Genomic DNA, 19,221 nt, shown 5'->3' with positions numbered 1-19,221 from the left:
TAAAGACAATAGCGTATCTCAACTAATCTGCGTTTTTTTAGTAATCTTTTTCAATTCAAGTTTAATTCTAGCTTAGTTTTTTATAAATCATCATGCCTTAATGCTAAGTTGAACTAAAAAACTGACATAAATCATATTCCTTTGTTTTTCAGTTGTTAATGTGACTTTTGTAACATAAAGAAAATTAGTATCCATTTATTTTAGCTTTAAATTAAAATAACAGATTATGAAAGTTGAACAAATTTACACAGGATGCATTGCTCACGCAGCTTATTATATTGAAAGTAATGGAGAAGCAGCAATTTTTGATCCACTTCGAGAAGTACAACCTTACATCGACAAAGCTAATAAAGATCATGCTAAGATTAAATATGTATTTGAAACGCATTTTCATGCAGATTTTGTTTCAGGTCATTTAGACTTAGCTAAAAAAACCGGAGCAACTATTGTTTACGGACCTACAGCAAAGCCTGGGTTCGATGCGCTAATTGCAGAAGATAATCAGCTGTTTAAAGTTGGAGATTATACTATAAAAGCCTTGCATACACCAGGTCATACCATGGAGTCGACAACGTATTTGTTAATCGATGAGCATCAAAATCAACATGGAATTATTACTGGAGATACCTTGTTTATTGGAGATGTTGGAAGACCAGATTTGGCACAACACGTAATTGAAGATTTAACAGAAGAAAAACTGGCTGCCCATTTATACGATTCATTGCGCAATAAAATACTACCGCTTGCAGACCATTTAATTGTTTATCCAAATCATGGCGCTGGTAGTGCTTGTGGAAAAATGATGAGTAAGGAAACAACCGATACTTTAGGCAATCAAAAAGAAACTAATTATGCTTTGCAAGATATGCCTAAAGAAGAATTTATAGAAAAATTACTAGAAGGGCTAACTGCACCTCCAGGCTATTTTCCAAAAAATGTGTTGATGAATATACAAGGCTATGACAGCATCGATGATGTAATTGATCGTGGGCAACAACCTTTGTCTCCAGATGCTTTTGAAGCAGCAGCTAACGAAACTGGAGCACTTTTATTAGACACAAGAGAAGCAGAAACCTTTAAAGATGCTTTCATTCCTAACTCTATCAACATTGGTTTAGATAATAATTTTGCTATGTGGGTTGGCGAGTTAATTCCTGATATTAAACAGCAAATTTTATTGATAACAGACCCTGGTAAAGAAGAAGAAAGCATTATTCGTTTAGCAAGAGTTGGATACGACCATGCTATTGGTTTCTTAAAAGGCGGAATTGAAGCTTGGAAATTAGCTAATAAAGAAATAGACCAATTGGAGCGCATTGAAGTTTCAACCTTGTTAACAGAACAAGAAAAAGGAATGAAAGTTTTTGATATTAGAAAGAAAAATGAATATAATAGTCAACATTTAATTGGTGCTGAAAACACCCCTTTGGGAAACTTAAACGAATATTTATCTACTTTTCCGAAGAATGAAAAATTTGCTTTACACTGTGCAGGGGGTTACCGAAGTATGATCGCTGCATCGATGCTAAAACAACGCGGTTGGGATAATTTTGTTGATGTTCGTGGTGGATTCGATGAGATTTTAGAAAATGAAGAAGCCAAACTAACAGAATATGTTTGTCCGACAAGTCTGTTGTAATTTTTTTAAAATTAATAACCACACCTGTAATAAATAAAGTAGGTGTGGTTATTTTATTTAGGCAACTACAAATTAATAGAAAAGTGTGTTATGCAATATTAATTCTTATTTAAGACTAACAATTCATCTACATACTTTCGGTTATTAGCCAGTCTTGGTATTTTGTGTTGGCCACCTAATTTGTCATTTATTTTTAACCATTTATAAAACAGACCTTTCTCTGCTACAATTAATTTTAGTGGATTTAGGGTCATATTATTCAGGCGCTTAGCTTCGTAATCACTGTTTAGTTTTTGAAGCTCTTTATCTAATGTTTTTGCAAATTCACTAAAGTTTTTTGGTGCTTTATTAAACTCAATAATCCATTCATGCGCACCTTTTTCTTTTCCATCCATAAAGATAGGAGCGGCTGTGTATTCAGCAATTTCAGCAGCATGTAATTTTGAAGTTTGTTTTAAAGCATTTTCTGCATTTTCAATAATTAATTCTTCACCAAAAGCATTAATAAAATGTTTGGTTCTTCCAGAAACTTTTATGCGATAGGGTAATGTAGAAGTGAAGCGAACGGTATCGCCTATTTTATAGCGCCATAATCCAGAATTGGTAGTAATGACCATGGCATAATTTTTTCCAACTTCAACTTGGCTTAGCGGAATTATTTTTTCTACTTCGTTTCCGTAGGTATCCATGGGTATAAACTCATAAAAGATGCCGTAGTCTAAAAACAGAAGCAATTCATCGCTATCATTTTTATCTTTTGCAGCTAAAAAGCCTTCAGATGCATTATAAATTTCGTAATACCTAAAATTATGATCTGGAATAAGTTTTTTGTATTGTTCTTTGTACGGAGCAAAACTAACACCACCATGAAAATATACCTCTAAATTAGGCCAAACTTCTTTTATATTTTTGGCACCTGTAGTTTCAAGTACTTGGTTAAGTAAAACCAACATCCATGAAGGAACACCGGCCAAACTAGTTACGTTTTCGTGTATGGTTTCGTCTATGATAGCTTGCATTTTGGTTTCCCAATCTCCCATAAGCGATATATCATTACTTGGAGTGCTACTGTAGGTTGCCCAAAAAGGCATATTATCGATTAATAAAGCAGACAAGTCGCCATAGCTAGATTTATTGTCTTGGTAAATTTGTTTGCTGCCACCAAGTCGTAAACTTTTTCCTAAAAAAAGCGAAGCATCGGGGTTATTGTTTAAATACAGGCACAACATGTCTTTGCTTGCAGTAAAATGGCATTCTTCAAGCGCTTCTTCACTTACAGGAATAAATTTGCTTTTGCTATTTGTGGTTCCGCTGGATTTTGCAAAAAGTTTGATAGGCGAAGGCCAAAAAATATTATTTTCTCCCAATCGAGAACGCTCAATATCTGCTTCAAAATCTTCATAAGTTTGAACAGGAACTCGATTTGTAAATTCTTTATACGATGTTATGCTTTGAAAATCATACTTTTTACCAACCTCTGTTTTCTTAGCAAAGCGAATTAAATTGATTAATAATTCGTGTTGTACTTCGTTGGGGTATTTCATAAATAATTCCATATGATGAATTCTTTTTTTCAAAAACCAAGAAGCGATAGAATTTACTATAGGAATCGGCATAAATTGCGTTTATTTTACGAATTTTACAATCGTAAAAAAACGATTTTTATTTCAATTTTCAAAGTTAGATTATATGCTATATCAAGGAGTTTTAAAGAAAATGCTTACAGAAGAAGCAAAACCTATTCAATATTTTTTAAATCTTGACGAAGATTTTATTCATTTAAATCAAAAAATAAATTCAGCTTTTTCTATAAAATTTTTAAAATACCAATGTTTAAACTGTGGAAAAAATAAAAAAATATATCGTCAAGGTTTTTGCTATTCATGTTTTGGTGAAACGCCAAGAGCAGGTGAGTGGATTATGCACCCTGAAAAAAGCAAAGCACATTTAAATGAAGAAGATCGCGATTTAGCTTTTGAAAAAGAAATGCAATTACAACCCCATATTGTGTATTTAGCTAATTCGAGTAATGTAAAAGTTGGCGTAACTAGAAAAAAACAATTGCCAACTCGGTGGATCGATCAAGGAGCACATGAAGCCTTAATTTTTTTAGAAACACCAAATCGATATCTAGCAGGAATAGCCGAAGTTGCTCTGAAAAAACACATTGCTGATAAAACAAATTGGCGTAAAATGTTAAAGAATGATATAGACGATAAAAACTTAGAAGATATAAAAGCTGGATTAGTACAATATCTCCCAGAAGAAGTAAGAGCTTATGTTCAAGAAAATGAAATTGAAAAAGAATTAGTTTTTCCTGTTGAAAAATATCCTATGAAACCAACTTCTTTAAATCTTGAAAAAAATCCTACATACCAAGGTAAATTAATAGGGGTTAAAGGACAATATTTGTTATTTGAAGATAATCGTGTTTTTAACGTACGTAATAATGAAGGTCTTTATGTAGAAATCAATGTTTAATACAATTTCTACATAAAATTTATTTTAAATAATTTTATTTTCACTTTGGTAAATAAAGCAATGAAGATTGTAGTTGCGGGTTGGTTTTAATTAATTGTAAAACATATAAACGCAATTCTTCAATCTCGTAAGGGAGTAATCTTTTTACAGCTTTTTCTACTTCTTTAGAAAATAAATGAACGTCGAAGCTAACGCTATTTAATACTTTTTTTGTGTATTCAAACATAGCTCTTGCCATAATTTAAATAGTTTTAGGTTAAGTATTTTTTTATCATAAATACAATTTATCTTCGAATATACTACTTTGATTACTTAAGTGTTGTTAAAAAAAAGTTAGAGATTAAGGCTTCAACTTAGCTTTTAACTTTTAATGTCCATTTAAAATAAAAAATAGATACTACTTCGTTTGCTTCGTTTTTTCCTTCAGATTTCATCCAAAAAGTGGCACCTTCTTTTTGATTGATGCATAGCTGCATGGCATCATTTAAAGCCTTTCCGTCTGTGCATTCAAATTGAATTTTCCCAGTTGCTTTTTTTACAAATTCAGCTTTATTTTCAGCCACTAACATCGAAATATTTTTGTTTTCGTTTTGTATGCTTTGCATAACTAATGCTCCCGTGGTTAGTTCTGCAGCCATGGCTTGTACAGCAAAATACATACTTTTAAATGGATTTTGATTAATCCATTTAAAACGAACAGAAGCAAGGCTTTTTGTATGATTAATATAATTTAAACGCACACCACAAAACCATGCTGAAGGTAGCTTTAACAATAAAAACCAATTTATTTTTTTGGGTGTTAATTTCATGCGTTCAATATACAATTCCAATTGCTTTTTATGCAGTTTTTTTTGATCAATTTTAATTTTTTCAATTTCAACTCAATTAGTTAATATTAAGTTAATTTATAGTATTATGTAATGCAAAGTAGTGTTTAATAAACATATCTTTGCATTGTGTATTAAAAGTAGTTATATAGTTACTTTTTATAAAATAAAATGATGAAACTTGAAAACACGCAAGCACAGATGCGTAAGGGCGTTTTAGAATACTGCATTTTGTCGGTTTTAAAACGTAACGACGCATACGTAGCTGAAATATTAGAAAGTTTAAAAGCCGCCAAATTAATTGTAGTCGAAGGCACGATTTATCCTTTGTTAACGCGATTAAAAAATGCTGGACTTTTAGAATATCGCTGGCAAGAAAGTACAGGCGGTCCGCCGCGCAAATATTACGCATTAACCAAAGATGGAGAGGCTTTTTTAAGAGCGCTTTCTACTACTTGGGAAGATTTACAATTTGCCGTAAAAACCATTACCGAACACAAAACAACCAACCATGAATAAAACAATAAATATAAGCTTAGGTAAACAGTTTTTTCATATCGATGAAGAAGCTTATGCTGTTTTAAAAAACTACCTTGATGCCATAAATAGTTATTTGGTAAATGAAGAAGGTAGCGATGAAATTTTGGCTGATGTAGAAGCAAGAATAGCCGAATTATTGACCGAAAAATTACAAAGTGAAAGAGAAGTAGTTCAAATTGCTGAAGTTGAGCGTATCATCAAAATCATGGGGCAACCAAGCGATTATAAAGTTGACCATGAAGAAGATGATTTTAGCCAAGCAAAAAACAATAATTTTCAAAATGAAAGTCATCAAGCAAAAAACAAAAAGTTTTATAGAGATGAAGAAAAAAATCTTTTGGGTGGTATTTGTGCTGGTTTAGCTCATAATTTGGGAACTGATATTTTATGGATGCGTATTATCTGGTTAGTTTTATTCTTCTTGTCTTATGGTACCTTCACTATTTTATATATCGTACTTTGGATTGTTGTACCAGCAGCAAGAACCACAGCCCAAAAATTGGCTATGATGGGGGAGCCAATTAACATTTCGAACATCGAAAAAAAAGTAAAAGAAAATACAGAAAAAGCCGCTAGCTACGCTAAAAACTTCGATTATGAAAAAGCTGCTCAAAATGGAAAATCTACGGTTACTCGTTTTGTAGAACAACTTACAGAAATTTTGAGTAAAGTGGCAAATGTGTTGGTAAAAATTATAGGTTTCATTTTAGTGTTTATTGCTGGCTTAAGTTTGGCGGGAATGTTTATTTCTTTTATCAGTTTTGGAAGCATTAGCTTTTTAGATATTGCAGATTTCAATTTATCTAACGAAGGACCTTTTGTTTTTGAAGCACCAGTTTGGTTGCAAATGCTAACATTTTTTTGCATAGCTGCTATTCCTGTTTATTTTCTTTTTCTGGCTGGCTTGAAAATCATCAATCATAAGTTGAAACTTTTTAAACTTAGAACCGTAGTAATTTTTTTAGCGCTGTGGTTTATTGCTATTGCATATGTTTCATTTTTAGGAATTCGAAAGGGAATAGCTTCTAATATTACAAGCGAAGTTGTTGTGCTTCAGGATTTACAAGCTTCTATAAAAGACACACTTTCTATACAAATGATTCCTAATTTAAATTATACTGAACAGATTTACAGATCTTCTACAAATCAAATAAAATACAATCCAGAAAAAGGAGAAGATATTTTAGTAGGTACTTCCATTTATATTGCTATACAGCCATCAAACGATACAATTCCAAAACTTCGAATAAGTAAAAAATCATCTGGAAAGAGTACAAAAGAAGCTAGAAGTAATGCTCAACTAATTAGTTATTCTTATACTCAAAATGAAAATGATTTGTTACTAGATGCTTTTTATACTTCAGACATTGCACTGCAGGACATGGATTTAAAATTGAATTTAATTTTATATTTACCTGATGGTTTATATTTTAAAGTAGATAAAAATGTGTCAGTTTTTAAAGATTACCGACAAACGAATTACTTAAAATTTACTGATAATTCATCAGATGTATTTCAAGTTCAAGATTATGAATTAGTCTGTACCACCTGTATTCAAAATAAACCTAAAAACCAAAACCATGAGTAGTATTTTAAAATTAGTATTTAGTCTTTTTGTATCGCTAACTTTAACTCAGTGCGGATACATTACCAATAGTGTAAATGGAAAAGGAGAAGTAATTCAACAAGAAATGCAATTAGATGCTTTCAACTCTCTTCATTTAAAAAATGGTTGGGAAGTAGAATTGATACCTGCTAATGAAAACAGAATGTTGATATCAGCCAATAAAAACCTGATGGAAGAGTTAGTCTTCTCTTTGGAAGATAATGAACTTGTAATTGAAGCTAACAACAATATAAGGAAGGCTAACAAAAAATTAATTCAACTTTTTTATACTGAAAACTTATCCCAGCTTTCAGTCTCAAGTGGAATTTATTTACATTCTGCATCTGCAATAGAAAGTGAAAAGCTTCAAACTAGTTTTTCAAGCGGTTGTAAAGCTGAAATAGTAATTGACACAAAAGAATTATCCGTCTCTTCTTCTAGTGGTGCTAACGTAATTTTAAGTGGAAAAAGCAATTCAATTTCTTATTCAGCTTCAAGTGGAACAGGTGTTAATGCTGTAGATTTAATAGCAGAAAACGTAAATGCTTCTGCAAGCTCGGGAGCTTCAATAAAGTTAACGGCTAATGAAAGTTTGAATGCAAGTAGCTCTAGCGGTGCATCTATTAAATACAATGGAAAACCAAAATCAATTGATAAGTCAACTAGTTCGGGTGGAAGTGTAAAGCAACTTTAGTCTTAGTTATTAAATTAATTTGTATTTTATCATCCTTCCTTTTCTAGGGAAGGATGTTTTACATCTAAACCATATACTTTTTGAAATTTCTGTAATACGCGATTAAATTCTTTTTTGCGAACACCAAGCGTGAAATTGCAATTCATTTCTAAATTTTGATGAATAAGCTGTAAATTATCTTCTTCAATATACCGCATTACAACATTTATTAAATCATAATTACATTGTATTTTAAATTGTTCATCAATAGTATGTTTGGTAATTTTTGCTTGTTGTAAAGTTTGTTGAGCAGTTGTTTTATAAGCACTAATTAAACCGCCAACGCCTAGCTTAGTACCACCAAAATACCGAACCACAACTACCAAGCAATTAGTTAAATTAAAAGCTTGTAATTGGCCAAAAATTGGCATTCCAGCCGAATTAGAAGGTTCGCCATCATCATTAGCTCTAAATCTAGAGTAATCTTTTTCTAACTGCCACGCGTAACAAAAATGTCGAGCTTTGTGTTGCTTTTGTTTAACATTGGCTAAAGCGAGCTCGATATCTTCTTCAGACGAAACAGGATAGGCGTAGCCAATAAATTTACTTCCCTTTTCTTTGTAAATTATATCTGAAACAGACGAAGCTATGCTGTAATAAAGGTCACTCATAAACGTTATTGAAATTGCGAAGTTACTTATTTATTACAACTCCTAAAAAAGACTTATCATTGGATTTTAACACTGTTCAATTCTCAAATAAGCTAAGGGACAATACACCTTATTTTTAGCGTTTATTTTGATATTGAACAGTTTATTTTTTGTGTTTTAAAAAAAGTAAAAAAACATCAAATAAATATTTGGTGATTTCGAAATTGCGCTTATATTTGCACTCGCATTTACAAAACGATATGAGTGGAGTAAATATTTGAAATTTTGGTCTGGTAGTTCAGTTGGTTAGAATACCTGCCTGTCACGCAGGGGGTCGCGAGTTCGAGTCTCGTCCAGACCGCAATAAAATGTTGTGTTGAGCGTACTTTTTGTACGCAGGTTTTAAGTTGTAAAACCACGAGAAGCTTTTCCGATGAAGGAAAGGCTTTTTTATTTACAATAATTGTGATTTACAGACTTGATTTCAATCAAAAAAAATAAATTATCGCAAATCACTTATTTTTTACAATTTCAGATAACATGCCATGGAAAATGAAGTAATGGAAAGGCAACATACAATACCAATATAACCGTCCACGTAAACCTTTCGGTCTAAAAGTAGCATTTTGATGTACCACATTATGGGCATCAATATAAAACTCTAACCAAGCTTCACCAGGTACTTTCATTTCAGCAAATAGGAGTAATCTTTTTTCTTCTTTGTCGGCCATTAACACACGCCAAAAATCGAGCGCATCGCCTGGGTAAATGTTTTGTTTGTTGGTTCTGCCCCGGCGTAATCCTACGCCACCCAAAAACTTATCTAAGTAGCCGCGAATTTTCCATAAAAAATTGGCATAATACCATCCATTTTCTCCACCAATTGCCCAAATTTTTTCTAGCGCCATTTCAGGGTTTTCTGCTTTCATTTGTTGGTGATCTTTTAAACATCCATAACTCGGAACCTGTATGTATTTGTTGAGGTCTCGTTTTGAAAATCGACCACTTACTTTGGAGTCTTTCCAACTAGAAATTACCTGATTTTGTTCAATTTTAGCAAATGCCATCCGTATAGCATCTTCGTAAGTAATGGCTTCTATTTCTAACAAATCTTGCAAGCGTTTATCTTTACTTACTACTTCAACTCGCATACTATCAACTAAATTTACAGCTAATTTATAAGATGTAGCAGTAACAAAATACAACCAATACGAAGAGAGCTTGGGCGTCATTATAGGAACATTAAAAATGCTCAAATTAAGTTCTCTTACTTTCGCATATTTTTGCATCATTTCTTTATAAGAAAGCACATCTGGACCACCAATATCGAATGATTGATTGAAACATTCTTCGCGACCAATTACACCTTCTAAAAATTGTAAAACGTTTCTTATGGCAATGGGTTGGCACTTGGTATTTACCCACTTAGGCGTAATCATAATGGGTAATTTTTCGCATAAATCGCGCAATATTTCGAAAGATGCACTACCTGAACCAACGATAATTCCAGCTCGTAAAACCGTTAAATTAAATCTGCCTTCGTACAAAATTTCTTCTACGCGTTTTCTAGATTTTAAATGTTTTGAAAGTTCTTTTTCATTAACAATTCCGCTTAAAAAAATAACTTGTTTTACATTAGTTTCAGCAAGATATGCATTAAAATTTTCAGCAGTTTTACGCTCCAACTCATCAAAATCAGTTGTAGAGCCTGACATAGAATGAATTAAATAAAATGCAACGTCAATGTCTTTAGGTATTTTTCCATGTTTAACATCTTCTAAAAAATCAATTTCTATCACATCAATTTCAGCACGCGTTTCTTGATCAATCGAAAAACGGTCTTCGCTTCGAACGGCACAGACAACTTCGTGACCACTTTTTAGCAAAGCAGGCAAAAGTCGCATACCTATGTAACCATTGGCACCAGTAAGCAGAATTTTCATAAATTTAATTTCTTAGTTAGGGTATTGTAGTTTGGAATCGTATTCCTGAAGCTTAAAGTTTAACAACTTCTGCATAAATTTGTGATGCTGCTTTTCTTTTACTTTCACTTTTATAAAATATTCATCTCTATAAATGGAATACACATCGCTTTGTCCTTTGTATATTTTTAACTTGTAAAAAGGAATAATTAATGCATAAGTTTCTAATAATGAACGAAAAGAAACTAAAATTCCATTTGGGCGCATCTCTATTCCACAAACATTTTGATTGTTATCTAAGACTAATAAATTGTGAATTTGGATGCTAGTAGAATCGATAATCATTTTACCAGAGCCAATCCCTTTCATTTTAATTCGTTGCATTAACGAAAAAGGCTTACCCACGGCATTATCGATTTGCTTTTTAATTTTAGGTCGGTTGTAAGAAATATTTAATAGCATTTTTGTTTTAAAAATAGACAATTCTATCATTACTTTCCTAAATGCCTTGTAAATTTTGGATTATCTTTGCATTTCAAAATTTTTAGCATGCAAATTCAAAAAAAATTAGCTTCTGCCGTAACTACATTTTTACAACAAGAGCACCAATTACATCTCAACGAGTTCGATTTTCAATCGACTAGAAAGGAGTTCGATGGCGATATTACCTTGGTTGTTTTTTCGTTATTACGGCACATTAAAACCAATCCCGTTGCTTTAGGAAATGCTATTGGCACATTTTTAAAAAATGAAGTAGAAGAAGTGACGGATTTTAATGTGGTGAAAGGTTTTTTGAATATCAGTTTAAGCGATGCTTATTTTTTAAGTGAATTACATACGATAACTGAATCTAAAAATTTTGGATTTTCAATTGAAGCTTCCGAAAAAATAATGGTAGAGTATTCTTCACCCAATACCAATAAGCCACTTCATTTAGGACATATTCGAAATAATTTGTTGGGTTACGCTGTAGCTGAAATTTTAAAAGCTAGTGGTAAAAAGGTTATTAAAACCCAAATTATTAACGATCGTGGAATTCATATTTGTAAAAGTATGTTGGCTTGGCAAAAGTTCGGAAATGAAGAAAATCCAGAATCTACAGGCTTAAAAGGCGATAAGTTGGTTGGGAATTACTATGTGAAATTCGATAAAGAGTACAAAAAACAAATTGAAGCTCTACAAGCTGAAGGCTTAGAAGAAAAAGAAGCAAAAAAACGAGCACCACTTTTAATTGAAGCTAAACAAATGCTTCAAAAATGGGAGCAAGGTGATGAAGAAGTGGTTGCGCTTTGGAAAAAAATGAACAATTGGGTGTACGAAGGTTTTAAGGAAACCTACAAAAATCTTGGAGTAGATTTCGATAAGAATTATTACGAAAGTGAAACCTATTTACTTGGAAAAGATATAGTAGCAAAAGGATTAGAAATAGGTGTTTTTTTTAAAAAAGAAGATGGAAGCGTTTGGATTGATTTAACCGAAGATGGACTAGACGAAAAAATTGTTTTGCGCGCTGATGGAACAGCTGTTTACATGACCCAAGACATCGGTACTGCCATACAACGAATGCAAGATTTTGCAGCTAATGGAATGGTTTATACGGTTGGAAATGAACAAGATTATCATTTTAAAGTATTGTTTTTAATCTTGAAAAAACTCGATTTCGCATGGGCAGAAAATTTATACCATTTAAGTTATGGAATGGTAGACTTACCTTCTGGCAAAATGAAAAGTCGAGAAGGAACTGTGGTTGATGCAGACGATTTAATTTTTGAAATGACCGAAACAGCAAGGAAAATTTCTAGCGAACTCGGAAAGCTGGATGCTTATAATGAAGCTGAAAAAGAAGAACTATACCAAAAAATTGGTTTAGGAGCTTTAAAGTATTACATCCTAAAAGTTGATCCTAAAAAGCGAATTTTATTTAATCCTGAAGAGTCTGTAGATTTTCAAGGAAACACGGGACCTTTTATTCAATATACCTATGCCAGAATTCAATCTATATTGAAAAAAGCACCAAAATCTATTGCAGTTGAAGCCTATATTTTTCACGAAAAAGAAAAAGCTTTAATTAAACAATTGCAATTATATCCAGAAACTATTCAGCAAGCAGCTAGTCAGTATAGTCCTGCTTTAATTGCGAATTACACTTACGATTTGGTAAAAGAGTTTAATTCTTTTTATCAAAATGTAAGTATTCTTGGTGCAGATAAAACTGAACAAATTCATGTTCGAGTTGAGCTTTCTGCCCTAGTTGCTAATGTTATTAAAAGTGCTTTTGCTTTACTAGGAATTGAAGTACCTGAACAGATGTAAGGTTTTTTATTTTCAACATCAAGCAGATATAGTTAAACTATTAAGTTCTTAATGCATTAAAAATAGGCCGTACTGATTTCAATTCTTGCTTTACAGTTTATTTAAGTAACTTGTAAGTGCGGTAGAATTTAAAATAGCAATTCACAAAAAAAGTTAGATGTTTAAGATCTTTTTTATGAACTGATGAGTTTCGTATTCTATTTTACTGAATTTGCTTTTTCTTATCGCGTTGTAAACTCCAAGACACAATACCAAAGCCAATTACAATAAAAGGAAGACTGAGTAATTGTCCAGTATTGAACAACCAATCTGCTCGTTCAGCTACTTGCGGCTCTTTTGCATATTCTACAATAAATCGAATAATCCATAAAATACTAAAGAAAATGCCAAAAGTAAGTCCGAGTTTTTTTCTAATTTCGGTTTTCCAGTACAAGAAATATAGAAAAACAAAAAGTAATGCATAGCAGGCAGCTTCATATAATTGCGCAGGATGTCTTGCAAAATCTTCTCCAAGCTGCACAAATACAACACCAAAATCTGAGTTAGTTGGTTTACCAATAATTTCAGAATTCAAAAAGTTACCAATTCGCACAAAAATAGCCCCAAAAGAAACGGGAACTACAATTCGGTCTAAAATCCAAAAAACATGTTTTTGCAATATTTTTTTACTGTACAAAAAGGCAGCTATAAATATGCCGATAGTTGCACCATGACTAGCTAAGCCTTGAAAACCTGTAAACTCGAATTCTGGAACAAAACGTGCAGGTAATAAAATGGAGAGGGGATCTTCAATAAATAATTCAGCTTGGTAAAATATAACGTGACCTAATCGAGCACCTAGCAAGGTGCCAACTACTACATAAGCAAAAAGACTATCGAGTTTTTTTTCGGATAGACCTTCGCGTTCATACATTTTTTTGGTAATGTACCATCCTGACCCAAAAGCAATTAAAAACATTAAGCTGTAGTAGCGAATAGTAAGAAAACCTAAATCAATTCCTATAGAAGGATCCCAGGTGATGGAATGCAGCATAAATTAAAATTTTGGTAAAGATACATTTTCATAAAAAAATAGCTTGTGTTATGAAGCATCCTTTGTTTTATTTTTTGCAGGTGGCACAGGATCGTAACCTGAGCTTCCCCATGGGTGGCACTTCGAGATCCGTTTTAAGCTCAACCAGAATGCTTTTAATACATGGTGTTTTTGAAAGGCTTCTAAGCTATAAGCCGAGCAAGTTGGCTCAAACCGACACGATGATGGAGTAAAAGGTGAAATGCCATATCGGTAAATCTGAATCAATACAATAAAAGGAAAAGCCAGTATTTTTTTTAAAAGTTGCATTAAGCTTTTACCGTGAAGACAGTTCCATCTTTGTTGTCTTTTAATTCAACTCCCATTTCAAACAATTGGTCACGAATTTTATCGCTAGTAGCAAAATCTTTATTGGCACGTGCTTCTGCTCTTAGATTAATAAGCATTTTTACCAACGAATCTACTTGCGTGGAATTTCCATCTTTTTGTACTGCAGCTTCCTTTGATTTTAGGCCAAGTACATCAAATACAAAAGAATGCATGCTTTCTTTTAGAATTTGTAAGTCTTCTTTAGAAATGTATTCTTTTTCAACTTTAATAGCGTTAATCATTTTTACCGCATCGAATAAATGGGCAATTAAAATCGGACTGTTAAAATCGTCATTCATAGCATCGTAGCACTTTTGTTTCCAATTAGAAACATCAAGGCTAGATGTATTTGAAGTTGGTAATTTGTCAATTTGTTGCATAGCTTCCATTAATCGATCAAAACCTTTTTCAGCAGCTTGCAAAGCTTCATCAGAAAAATCTAAAATGCTTCTATAATGCGCTTGTAACATGAAAAATCGAGCAACGGTTGGAGCGTATGCTTTAGAAAGATGCTTGCTATTGCCGGTAAAAATTTGTTCTGGTAAAATGTTGTTACCCGTACTTTTTGCCATTTTTTTACCATTTAAAGTCAACATATTGGCGTGCATCCAATAATGTACGGGGTCTTTTCCAGTAGCTGCTTTTCCTTGAGCAATTTCGCATTCGTGGTGCGGAAATTTTAAATCCATTCCGCCACCGTGTATGTCAAATTCTTCTCCTAAATATTTTGTGCTCATGGCAGTACATTCTAAATGCCAACCTGGGAAACCAACGCCCCATGGTGAAGGCCAACGCATAATATGTTGTGGTTCAGCTTTTTTCCATAAAGCGAAATCCTGTGGGTTTTTCTTTTCAGATTGTCCTGCCAATTCTCTGGTGTTGGCAATTAAATCTTCAATTTTCCGACCGCTTAAAATTCCGTAATGGTTATTTTTATGGTATTCCATTACATCAAAATAAACACTCCCATTGGCTTCGTAAGCTAAGCCTTTATCTACAATAGTTTTAATAATTTCAATTTGTTCAACAATATGTCCAGTTGCTGTTGGTTCAATACTAGGTGGAATGTTGTTGAATTCGCGAAGAATATCATGAAAGTCTACCGTGTATTTTTGAACCACTTCCATAGGTTCTAGCTCTTCTAGACGCGCTTTTTTTGCTATTCGGTCTTCGCCTTCTTCAGCATCATTTTCCAAATGGCCTGCATCGGTAATATTGCGAACGTAACGTACTTTATAACCTAAATGCTGTAAGTACCTAAAAACTAAATCGAAAGAAATAAAGGTACGGCAATTTCCCAAATGAACTTTATTGTAAACAGTTGGTCCACAGACATACATGCCTACTAAGCCTTCGTTTACAGGTAAGAATTTTTCTTTTTTGGTAGCTTGAGTATTGTAAATATAAAGTTCTTGTTGGTTGTATAATGCCATAAGTAGAGCTTAAAATTTAGTGTCTAATTTAATGTAGTCTAAAAATTCTTTTCGCGTATTGATTTCTTTAAATTTTCCACCAAATTCGCTAGTTACGGTTGAGCTTTCTATGTCGCGAATGCCTCGAGAATTAACACATAAATGTTTGGCATCAATCACGCAAGCAACATCATCGGTAGCTAATGCAATTTGTAATTCTTTTACAATTTGCATGGTTAAGCGTTCTTGAACTTGTGGTCTTTTTGCAAAATAATCTACAATTCTATTCATTTTAGATAAACCTACAACTCTACCACTAGAAATGTAGGCAATATGCGCTTTTCCAACTATAGGAAGCAAATGATGCTCACAAGTTGAATATACCGTAATATTTTTTTCTACCAACATTTCGCCGTATTTGTATTTGTTCTCAAATGTGGAAGCTTTGGGTTTATGTTGTGGGTTTAAACCAGAAAAAATTTCATTTACAAACATTTTAGCCACACGATTTGGTGTACCGCGCAAGCTATCGTCGGTCATATCCAAACCAAGGGTATGCATAATTTCGCCAACGTGATGTTTAATTTTATTCCTTTTTTCTTCTTCAGATTGATGAAATGCATCTTCTCTTAAAGGAGTTTCGGTTGATGTTCCTACGTGATTATCACCTATTTCAGTGATTTTTTCGTCTAATTTCATAGTTCATTAAATGTAATTGCAAATATATGTTTTTTACGCTTTTATAGGTTTTAGTGAATGTTAGAGTTATAATAATTCTTCTATTAGGCTAATTTTTGTTATATTTTCATTAATTTTCGCCACTCTAAAATTAAATATATGGCCACTTTTAAATACACAATAATCTTACTTTTCATAGGATTTACAGGTTTGTTTGCTCAACAAAAAATTGGTGAAGCGAATGTTGAAAATTTTGAAAAATTTGTTACTGATGTATATGCCGATGCTGCTGAAGATGCTATCAAAAATAATCAAAAATCAATTGATTTTTACAAAGGGATTTTAGATAGAATTGTTTTTTATGAAGCAACTTCCTTTCCAGATAACCTACCAACCATTAATATGGATAAAGTATATAAGATTGAACATTACAATCCGAATTTAGAATTTAATCTTCCTGAAGATTATAAAGAATTTAATCCCTATAAGTACAAATTGAATACCTACAATACAAAAACTGTTTATTATTATTCTGATAATACTAGCTATATTATAGGTCTTTTACCCATTTCTAAATAATATTTATACAATGAAATATTTTTTACTTTTTATTTCCCTAATAAGCTTTGCAGTTAATGCTCAGACCAATATTAACGATATTGTAGATAATGATGGATTAGCAAATGTTTCATCTTGTGAAGATTCATTTTTCATAAACAATGAAAACGGTAATTTGAGCACTCTAGATATTGTGTTCACCATTTGCCCTGATGATGACACACAAATTAGTACCTTAGATTTTACTGCATTCAATATTCCTAGTATTGTTGATTTTACCATTTATGATGGTAACGATACAACAGGTAATGAAATTCCTTACGATGGTTCTCTTGGTTTAGTTTCAGCTTCAGATGCTGATGAAAACCCATCAGGTTGTATTACCATTGCAATATCTTCAGGTTTTGTTCCAAATTTTATTTCTGCAGAAATTGCTTTTGATGTTGGCTGTCGTGCTCCTTGTGAAACTACTCCATCTACACTAGTTGGTTTACAACCATCAACTTTTAATAACACAAGTGGTAATTACGAAGTGGGCGATTTTATTCCTGTTACACTTGAAATTGATCACGAAGGTTTAGATAATGAAAGTTATACCTATCTATGGGATTTTGGTGACGGCGAAACCACAACTACCGATGTGCCGTTTGTGCAACATGCTTTTGAAGCGGTTTTAGTATACAACGTTCAAGTTACGGTAATCGATCAATTTGGGTGTGAAACATTAAATACAGATTTAGCTAGTGTAGAGGTAATTTCAAGAACAAGCGACTCCTGCGCCGAAGCACAAGCTTTTTGTGCGGGTGGAGATTTGTATTTTTTCCCGAATATTAATAATCAAACGCCAGGTGGTGCTCAATCTGCTGAGCCTGGTCCAGATTATGGTTGTTTAGGCTCTCAGCCTTATCCAGCTTGGTTTTTTATGGAAGTGGAAGAGTCTGGAGATTTTGTGTTTCTTTTGGAGCAGGATACATCTCCGAATTTTAACAATCCAAGCTTAGATGTAGATTTTATTATCTGGGGTCCATTTGATACACCAGATGGAAATTGTGATGACTTAATTTCAGCTAACGAAGTAGATTGTAGTTTTTCTGCCGCTCCTGTAGAGACTATGACTATTCCTAATGCCCAACAAGGCGAATTTTACATTGTTTTAATCACTAATTTTAATCAAAGCCCTGGCTTTATTAGTTTCCAACAAACTAACGACGGTCAGCCAGGTGCTGGAGTTTCGGGTTGTCCTATTTTAGGAGATGATGTTGATCTGTGTGTGGGTGAAGAATATACCATATTTTCTTCATTGCCAGCTGATTTAGTAGGCGATCAAGTTGAATACACTTGGGAATTATTTAATAATACAACCGATGAGTTCGAAGTTATACCAGATGAAAACGAGTCATCTTTAACAGTCACTGCTCCAGGCGGAACCTATAGACTTACAGCAGAAAACCCAATTAGCGGAACATCGGTAGATGGAACGGTAGATATTAATTTTTTTGAACAACCTGCTATACAGCCCGATATTGAAGATATAGACCTTTGTGTAGAAGATTTTGATGATGCAGCAGTGAATTTAAACGAAGTTGATTTAGGAATTACAGGAATAACAGATTCTGAATTGAATGTTACCTTTTATCCAACATTTGTAAATGCTGAGAATAATACAAACCCCATTCAGAATCCAGAAGCTTACCAGCCTGCTAATGAATCTGAAACCATTTACGTTAGAGCTGAGAATAATTCTCTATCTTCTTGTTCTGCTATAAACAGTTTTGAAATTAATACCACAGTTTTAACCATTGGAGAACCTTTAGTAGTAGAGCCTATAGATCCTAATAATCCTGTGTTTTTCGATTTAACGATCAACAACAATATTGTTCTCGATGGACAAAGCACTTTAGATGTAGAATTTGCATATTTTGAAACCGAACAAGATGCACTTAATTTCGAAAATCCAATTGATAACACTTCTAATTATAATGCAGGTACTAATCTTATTGCTTTTGTTGGGATACGAAGTTTAGAAAATCTTGATTGTGTTTTGGTGCGTTCGTTTGAATTATTTGCTTGTGTTGAAGTACAAATAGAGCAAATTTTTAATATTTATGAATGTGGTGATTTTTCTGGAACTGAAACCTTCGATCTTACAGAGAATAATTTAACATCTATGGGAGTAAATGATCCTGATGATGTTGAAACTATAGAGTATTTCTTGACTGAAGCTGATGCTGAAAATGAAGAAAATGCAATTACGAACACTACAACATATCAATTGCCTGAAGGTATTGTTTCACAAGATATTTTTGTGCAAATTACCAGAACACTAGATGCAGGTAGTTGCTCAAGTATTTTTAGTTTTGAACTTAATTTATTTAATGTACAAATCGGCAACAGCCCACTCCCCCTAATCGAAGAATGTGAAATCGGTGACACTGGCGAAGGCGTATTTAACTTAACCCAGCAAAACGGCTTGGTATTGGGTGCCAACCAAGAAGCTTCAGATTACAGCATTAGTTACTT

General features: G+C 33.0%; 18 protein-coding genes and 1 tRNA gene. 9 read left to right on the top strand and 10 right to left on the bottom strand.

The features are described 5' to 3' along the window. Positions 1-226: 226 nt before the first annotated feature. On the top strand, positions 227-1,639 hold the full coding sequence (locus IEV63_RS11085) for an MBL fold metallo-hydrolase (RefSeq protein WP_188406886.1): 1,413 nt from the start codon (positions 227-229) through the stop codon (positions 1,637-1,639). A 98-nt stretch (positions 1,640-1,737) separates the two neighbouring features. On the opposite strand, the gene IEV63_RS11080 is transcribed toward IEV63_RS11085, so the two are convergent. Then, positions 1,738-3,255 carry a GH3 auxin-responsive promoter family protein gene (locus tag IEV63_RS11080; protein WP_188406885.1) on the bottom strand — a complete coding sequence of 506 codons (1,518 nt, stop codon included), beginning with the start codon at positions 3,253-3,255 and terminating at the stop codon, positions 1,738-1,740. 73 nt (positions 3,256-3,328) lie between these two features. On the opposite strand from IEV63_RS11080, the gene IEV63_RS11075 reads away from it, so the two are divergent. Further along, positions 3,329-4,120, top strand: a complete 792-nt coding sequence (locus IEV63_RS11075) for a DUF2797 domain-containing protein (RefSeq protein WP_188406884.1) — start codon at positions 3,329-3,331, stop codon at positions 4,118-4,120. 40 nt (positions 4,121-4,160) lie between these two features. On the opposite strand, the gene IEV63_RS11070 is transcribed toward IEV63_RS11075, so the two are convergent. Continuing rightward, positions 4,161-4,358 carry a hypothetical protein gene (locus IEV63_RS11070; RefSeq protein WP_188406883.1) on the bottom strand — a complete coding sequence of 66 codons (198 nt, stop codon included), beginning with the start codon at positions 4,356-4,358 and terminating at the stop codon, positions 4,161-4,163. Positions 4,359-4,473: 115 nt separating this feature from the next. Beyond that, positions 4,474-4,929, bottom strand: coding sequence for a DUF4442 domain-containing protein (locus IEV63_RS11065; RefSeq protein ID WP_188406882.1), 456 nt, complete (start codon positions 4,927-4,929; stop codon positions 4,474-4,476). Between the two features lie 192 nt (positions 4,930-5,121). Between IEV63_RS11065 and IEV63_RS11060 the strand changes: the two genes are divergently transcribed. The 3 genes from IEV63_RS11060 to IEV63_RS11050 are packed head-to-tail and all read left to right on the top strand — an operon-like array spanning position 5,122 to position 7,787. After that, complete coding sequence (locus tag IEV63_RS11060; RefSeq protein ID WP_188406881.1) at positions 5,122-5,466, top strand: PadR family transcriptional regulator; 345 nt, start codon at positions 5,122-5,124, stop codon at positions 5,464-5,466. Continuing rightward, positions 5,459-7,075, top strand: coding sequence for a PspC domain-containing protein (locus IEV63_RS11055; protein ID WP_188406880.1), 1,617 nt, complete (start codon positions 5,459-5,461; stop codon positions 7,073-7,075). The genes IEV63_RS11060 and IEV63_RS11055 overlap by 8 nt, the downstream gene beginning before the upstream one ends. Beyond that, positions 7,068-7,787 carry a head GIN domain-containing protein gene (locus IEV63_RS11050; RefSeq protein ID WP_188406879.1) on the top strand — a complete coding sequence of 240 codons (720 nt, stop codon included), beginning with the start codon at positions 7,068-7,070 and terminating at the stop codon, positions 7,785-7,787. Before IEV63_RS11055 ends, IEV63_RS11050 begins: the two co-directional genes overlap by 8 nt. Before the next feature lie 29 nt (positions 7,788-7,816). On the opposite strand, the gene IEV63_RS11045 is transcribed toward IEV63_RS11050, so the two are convergent. Next, positions 7,817-8,437 carry an IMPACT family protein gene (locus IEV63_RS11045; protein WP_188406878.1) on the bottom strand — a complete coding sequence of 207 codons (621 nt, stop codon included), beginning with the start codon at positions 8,435-8,437 and terminating at the stop codon, positions 7,817-7,819. Positions 8,438-8,703: 266 nt separating this feature from the next. Between IEV63_RS11045 and IEV63_RS11040 the strand changes: the two genes are divergently transcribed. Next, a tRNA-Asp gene (locus IEV63_RS11040) sits at positions 8,704-8,777 on the top strand. Positions 8,778-8,928: 151 nt separating this feature from the next. On the opposite strand, the gene IEV63_RS11035 is transcribed toward IEV63_RS11040, so the two are convergent. Together IEV63_RS11035 and IEV63_RS11030 are read right to left on the bottom strand one after the other, a co-directional pair. Next, positions 8,929-10,359 (bottom strand): SDR family oxidoreductase, encoded by a 1,431-nt coding sequence (locus tag IEV63_RS11035; RefSeq protein WP_188406877.1) that lies wholly within the window; start codon positions 10,357-10,359, stop codon positions 8,929-8,931. A gap of 12 nt (positions 10,360-10,371) precedes the next feature. Further along, positions 10,372-10,800, bottom strand: a complete 429-nt coding sequence (locus tag IEV63_RS11030) for a hypothetical protein (RefSeq protein ID WP_188406876.1) — start codon at positions 10,798-10,800, stop codon at positions 10,372-10,374. Between the two features lie 87 nt (positions 10,801-10,887). On the opposite strand from IEV63_RS11030, the gene argS reads away from it, so the two are divergent. Further along, positions 10,888-12,651 (top strand): arginine--tRNA ligase, encoded by a 1,764-nt coding sequence (argS, locus tag IEV63_RS11025; protein WP_188406875.1) that lies wholly within the window; start codon positions 10,888-10,890, stop codon positions 12,649-12,651. A gap of 202 nt (positions 12,652-12,853) precedes the next feature. Here argS and lgt read toward each other — a convergent pair whose 3' ends face one another. The 4 genes from lgt to folE are packed head-to-tail and all read right to left on the bottom strand — an operon-like array spanning position 12,854 to position 16,164. Beyond that, complete coding sequence (gene lgt / locus IEV63_RS11020; RefSeq protein ID WP_188406874.1) at positions 12,854-13,684, bottom strand: prolipoprotein diacylglyceryl transferase; 831 nt, start codon at positions 13,682-13,684, stop codon at positions 12,854-12,856. A gap of 48 nt (positions 13,685-13,732) precedes the next feature. Continuing rightward, positions 13,733-13,993 (bottom strand): membrane protein insertion efficiency factor YidD, encoded by a 261-nt coding sequence (gene yidD, locus IEV63_RS11015; RefSeq protein WP_188406873.1) that lies wholly within the window; start codon positions 13,991-13,993, stop codon positions 13,733-13,735. Further along, positions 13,993-15,486 (bottom strand): cysteine--tRNA ligase, encoded by a 1,494-nt coding sequence (gene cysS / locus IEV63_RS11010; protein WP_188406872.1) that lies wholly within the window; start codon positions 15,484-15,486, stop codon positions 13,993-13,995. Before cysS ends, yidD begins: the two co-directional genes overlap by 1 nt. 9 nt (positions 15,487-15,495) lie before the next feature. Beyond that, positions 15,496-16,164, bottom strand: coding sequence for a GTP cyclohydrolase I FolE (gene folE, locus IEV63_RS11005; protein ID WP_188406871.1), 669 nt, complete (start codon positions 16,162-16,164; stop codon positions 15,496-15,498). Between the two features lie 138 nt (positions 16,165-16,302). Between folE and IEV63_RS11000 the strand changes: the two genes are divergently transcribed. Together IEV63_RS11000 and IEV63_RS10995 are read left to right on the top strand one after the other, a co-directional pair. Next, complete coding sequence (locus tag IEV63_RS11000; protein ID WP_188406870.1) at positions 16,303-16,722, top strand: hypothetical protein; 420 nt, start codon at positions 16,303-16,305, stop codon at positions 16,720-16,722. Positions 16,723-16,732: 10 nt separating this feature from the next. Then, positions 16,733-19,221, top strand: a 2,489-nt coding sequence (locus IEV63_RS10995; protein ID WP_188406869.1) for a PKD domain-containing protein, incomplete at its 3' end; no start/stop codon positions are given.

This window comes from Psychroflexus salis, assembly GCF_014640175.1.
Taxonomy (GTDB): Bacteria; Bacteroidota; Bacteroidia; order Flavobacteriales; family Flavobacteriaceae; genus Psychroflexus; species Psychroflexus salis.
This window is presented reverse-complemented; position numbering and strand designations above follow the sequence as displayed.